Origin of the sequence: Legionella sp. (assembly GCF_965140895.1) — a bacterium.
GTDB lineage: Bacteria > Pseudomonadota > Gammaproteobacteria > Legionellales > Legionellaceae > Legionella.
Map to the genome: position 1 here is coordinate 1 of NZ_CBCSKT010000039.1, position 4,870 is coordinate 4,870.

A 4,870-nucleotide genomic window follows, 5' to 3' on the forward strand; every position below is an offset into this window, starting at 1 on the left:
GGTTCTGCAGCCTGCCTGCGGGTCCCAGGAATATGGCAAGCACCCTAGTTGTGAATCTTTTCAATTTAAGCTATCGTTTAAAATTAAGATTTAGAGTTTGAAATCATGATGGAATCATACAAACAACTAATAAGTACCATAAGCAATAATCAAGAACTTATGGTGCACCAGTTACACGATTTTTGTGAGATTAATTCCGGAACTACAAACTTACAAGGACTGGCGCAAGTCGCTACGGCACTTAGTGACGCGTACAAACCCATTGCGGATGCGCTTGTGGTTAAAAAATTAACTCCTTTGTCAGTAATTAATATGTCTGGAGATGAAGCCGTACAAAGTTGTGGTGATGCCTTATTCATTAGGAAACGTCCTCATCTAAAGCGACGAATCTTACTCAGCGGACATATGGATACTGTTTATCCAGCGAATAGCTCTTTTCAAAAATTAACCTATATTAACGATAACCATGTAAATGGTCCCGGTGTTGCCGATATGAAAGGTGGCCTAATTGTAATGCTGCATGCATTAGCTGCTTTTGAGCAAACAGAACAGGCCAGTCAATTAGGCTGGGATGTGCTGATTAATTCTGATGAAGAGATTGGCTCGCCCGCATCCAGCATTCTTTTTGATGAGTTAGCCTCTGGCTATCAAGCCGCCTTAGTTTATGAACCAGCAATGACACCTACAGGAACATTAGCGAAAAATAGAAAAGGTAGCGCGAAATACACATTAATTGCCACTGGCAAAGCAGCCCATGCTGGCAGAGCATTTGCTGAAGGGAGAAATGCTATTTGCTATCTAGCAGAAGCGGTTTGCGAAGTTCATGCCCTAAATGGTAAGCGTGAAGGCGTTACTATAAATGTTGGAAAAATTGCCGGTGGTGACGCACTAAACGTCGTTCCAGATAAAGCCGTCGCAAAACTCGATATCCGCATTAGCCAACCTGAAGATGAGATGTGGGTAAAAGATGAGCTTGCTAAAATTGGCCAGAAATTAAAACGCCCTGATTATTCTTTAGCTATGCAGGGGACTTTTGGTAGACCAGTCAAACGAGTCTGCTCAGGTACAGAACGTTTATTTCAACGAGTTCAACATCTAGGTAAAGAACTGGGTCTAACTATAGATTGGAACGACAGTGGTGGCTGTTGTGATGGCAATAATTTAGCCCGCCATGGCTTACCTGTTTTAGATACATTAGGAGTACGAGGCGGCAATATACATAGCCATGATGAATATATTTTACTGGATAGTTTAGCTGAGCGAGCCACGCTAAGTGCCTTGCTTTTGCTTGATTTGGCACGAGGTGGTTTAGAGGACTTACAAAAATGATGCTATTTCGCAGCGCGCTTGATTCTGATTTAGAAGCAATTCATGATTTGGCAGAACAAAGCGGTATAGGGATGACGACGCTTCCTAAGGATATTAATTTATTAAAAAAACGGATCGAGTGGTCTTGTGCATCGTATAAAAAAAAGATAGTCCATCCCAATAGTGAATACTATCTTTTCGTGTTGGAAAATCAGAAAAACAAAGAAATTGTTGGCGTATCCGCAATCGAGGCGCGCATAGGCCATGATACGCCCTTTTATTCATACAAACTGTCCAAACGCACACGAATATCTCGCACCTTAAATATACGCAGTGAGTATGAAGTATTAAGCCTGGTAAACGATAATCAAGGGCGCAGTGAAATCTGCACCCTATTTTTGAATCCTAAATACCGAAAGGATAATAATGGACTCTTACTCTCTAAAGGGCGTTTTATTTTTATGGCCCAATTTCCTGGGCGTTTTGCACCGATTGTGATTGCCGATATGCGCGGTGTTTCCGATAAACATGGACGCTCACCCTTCTGGGACAATGTGTGCAGCCATTTTTTCCAAATGCCTTTTGCCGAGGCCGATAGATTGACCTTAGCAACAGATAAACAATTTATTGCTGATTTAATGCCGCGTAATCCAATCTACGTCAAATTACTTTCAGCAGAAGCGCAGGCAGTCATTGGTCAGCCACATCCTTTAACAGCACCTGCAATGAGTATTTTATTGAAAGAAGGTTTTCGCTATAACAATTACGTTGATATTTTTGATGGAGGCCCGACACTGGAAGTGCCATTAAACGAAATAAAAACCGTTAAATTAAGTCGTTTAGTTACCGTAGGCAGTTTAAGTGACGAAGTAAGCAGCTTGAATTACCTATTAACAAATGCCCAATTAAATTTTCGTGCCACTATCAATACTGTTTTAGTTAATAAAGAACAAAATACCTGCATTCTCAGTAAAAAAACTGCAGACCTATTGCAGGTAAATCGAGGAGATGTAGTACGCGTTTCTCCCTTACAAATTGTGCCCCCCCTTTAGGAAGCTTAAATTATGATGCACAGCAAAGGTCAATACATTAATGGGCAATGGGTAAAAAGCAATGGTTCTGTTTTAGAGTCCATTAATCCCAGTTACGGCACCGTATTCTGGCAAGGAGTTAGTGCCACAGAACATGAAATTTCTGTAGCAGCAGAAACAGCTCATAAAGCATTACCCGCATGGGCAGTTCTTGATTTTGAGCAACGAGCTCAATACACCAAAAAATTTGCTGAACAAGTCGAAAAAAAGCGGGAGCAACTCGCGCTACTCATCACCCAGGAAACAGGAAAACCGTTGTGGGAATCACAAACAGAAGTAAGTTCTGTAATTGCTAAAGTTAATATATCGATTCAGGCTTACCAGGAACGCACCGCGGCAAAACACCATGCTACAACCGAAGCAAATGCCTGCCTGCGTTTTAAACCTCAAGGTGTTGTTGTCGTCTTGGGTGCTTTTAATTTTCCCGCACATTTAAGTAATGGGCATATTGTTCCCGCACTTTTAGCAGGGAATACGATTCTTTATAAACCCAGTGAACAGACCCCTGCTGTAGCTGAATTAATTATGCAATGTTGGCATGATAGTGGATTGCCCGCTGGAGTAATCAATTGCATCCAGGGTGATGCACTTTCAGGCAAAGCGCTTTTGTCCCAAGATATTCAGGGAGTTTATTTTACAGGCAGTTATCCGACCGGTTTACGCATTCATCAACAATTTAGTGAGCGACCTGAAGTTATTCTGGCCCTGGAAATGGGGGGAAATAATCCCTTAGTGATTGATGAAATCAGTAACATTAATGCGGCAGTATATCATACCCTGCTCTCCGCCCTACTTACTGCGGGGCAACGTTGTACCTGTGCACGGCGAGTTATGATTCCTGATACAGCACAAGGCGATGCATTTCTAAAAAGCTTTATCAAAGCCTGCAAATCATTAAAAGTAGGCCCCTATGATCAACAGCCAGAGCCATTCATGGGTCCAGTGATTAGCCATGACCAAGCATTAAAACATCTACAAAGCCAAAAAAAGCTGCTTGAATCAGGTGGTGAATCTTTATTATCCATGAACCTATTGGCAGAAAATACGGGTTTGCTCTCCCCGGGTATTATTGATATGACTAAAGTTTCTAATCCTGCGGATGAAGAGATTTTTGCACCCCTAGTACAAATTCATCGCTACAAACATTTTGATGAGGCAATTCGTTTAGCGAATAAAACACGCTATGGCTTGGCTGCAGGTTTGCTCAGCGATAATGAAGCAAATTATCAGCGTTTTTATCAAAAGGTTCGTGCGGGATTAATTAACTGGAATAGACCAACAACAGGGGCTGCAAGCAACCTACCCTTTGGCGGAGTTGGTTTTAGCGGCAATCACCGACCTAGCGCCTATTTTGCTGCAGATTATTGCGCCTATCCAGTAGCGAGCATGGAACAGCCATCATTAACAACGCCAGCCCAGCAATTACCTGGCATTATATTGGATTAGTAAATGACAATGTATGAATTAAACATGGATGGTCTGGTTGGGCCAACTCATAATTATGCGGGATTGGCTGAGGGTAATGTTGCATCAACAAATAATGCATTGAGCATGGCTAATCCACAAGCAGCCGCGAGACAAGGTTTAGAAAAAATGCGACTGTTGCATAATATGGGACTAAAGCAAGGTGTATTACCTCCTCATCAACGCCCAAATCTTGAGTTACTCCGACAATTAGGTTTTCAAGGAAGTGCTGCGGAGCAAATAAATAAAGCCTTTAAAATAGCGCCTGCGCTTCTTAGTGCCAGCTATTCAGCATCCAGCATGTGGACTGCCAATGCAGCAACCGTTTCGCCAAGTATCGATACCTTGGACCAAAAAACTCATTTTACGGCAGCCAATCTGATCGGCAATTTACATCGCCACCAAGAAGCCGATTTTTCGCAAAAATTGCTGCAATTTATCTTTGCGGATGCGAACTATTTTCGCCATCATCCGATATTACCTCGCTCAATGGCTACTGGCGATGAAGGAGCTGCGAATCACAGTCGTCTCTGCAAAAACCACTCGCAATCGGGGATTCATCTTTTTGTCTATGGAAGAAAGGCGTTAAATAGAGGTGAGCACTCGATAGGTCCAAGCAAATACCCTGCTCGTCAAACTTTGGAGGCATCTGAAGCCATTGTTCGTAATCATCGATTACCAAGCGAACAGGTTATTTTCGCTTGCCAAAATCCTTTTGCGATTGATCAAGGCGTCTTTCACAATGACGTTATTTCGGTTGCGAATGAATCCGTATTTCTTGTCCATGAGCAGGCATTCCATAACCAAGAAATGGTTTTGAATGAATTACGTGAAAAAGCATCTTTTCCCTTATCAATTATTGAAATCAGCAAAGAACAACTGGGTGTTAAAGATGCGGTAGAATCTTATCTTTTTAATTCACAGATTATTAGTTTAACGAATCAAAATGAGATGATGCTGATTGCCCCGATTGAATGTAAAACTAATCCACGAGTTAAACTCTGCAT

Annotated in this window: 4 protein-coding genes; all 4 read left to right on the forward strand. The window is 42.0% G+C overall.

The genetic code is table 11. The features are described from left to right. Positions 1–105: 105 nt before the first annotated feature. Positions 106–1,329: a hydrolase gene (locus ACQY7T_RS05610; protein ID WP_428411874.1), complete on the forward strand. Its 1,224-nt coding sequence runs from the start codon at positions 106–108 to the stop codon at positions 1,327–1,329. After that, on the forward strand, positions 1,326–2,360 hold the full coding sequence (astA, locus tag ACQY7T_RS05615; RefSeq protein WP_428411876.1) for an arginine N-succinyltransferase: 1,035 nt from the start codon (positions 1,326–1,328) through the stop codon (positions 2,358–2,360). Before ACQY7T_RS05610 ends, astA begins: the two co-directional genes overlap by 4 nt. A gap of 12 nt (positions 2,361–2,372) precedes the next feature. After that, positions 2,373–3,845, forward strand: a complete 1,473-nt coding sequence (astD, locus tag ACQY7T_RS05620; protein WP_428411878.1) for a succinylglutamate-semialdehyde dehydrogenase — start codon at positions 2,373–2,375, stop codon at positions 3,843–3,845. 3 nt (positions 3,846–3,848) lie between these two features. Continuing rightward, positions 3,849–4,870: N-succinylarginine dihydrolase (locus ACQY7T_RS05625; RefSeq protein ID WP_428411880.1), on the forward strand; the 1,022-nt coding region annotated here is incomplete at its 3' end.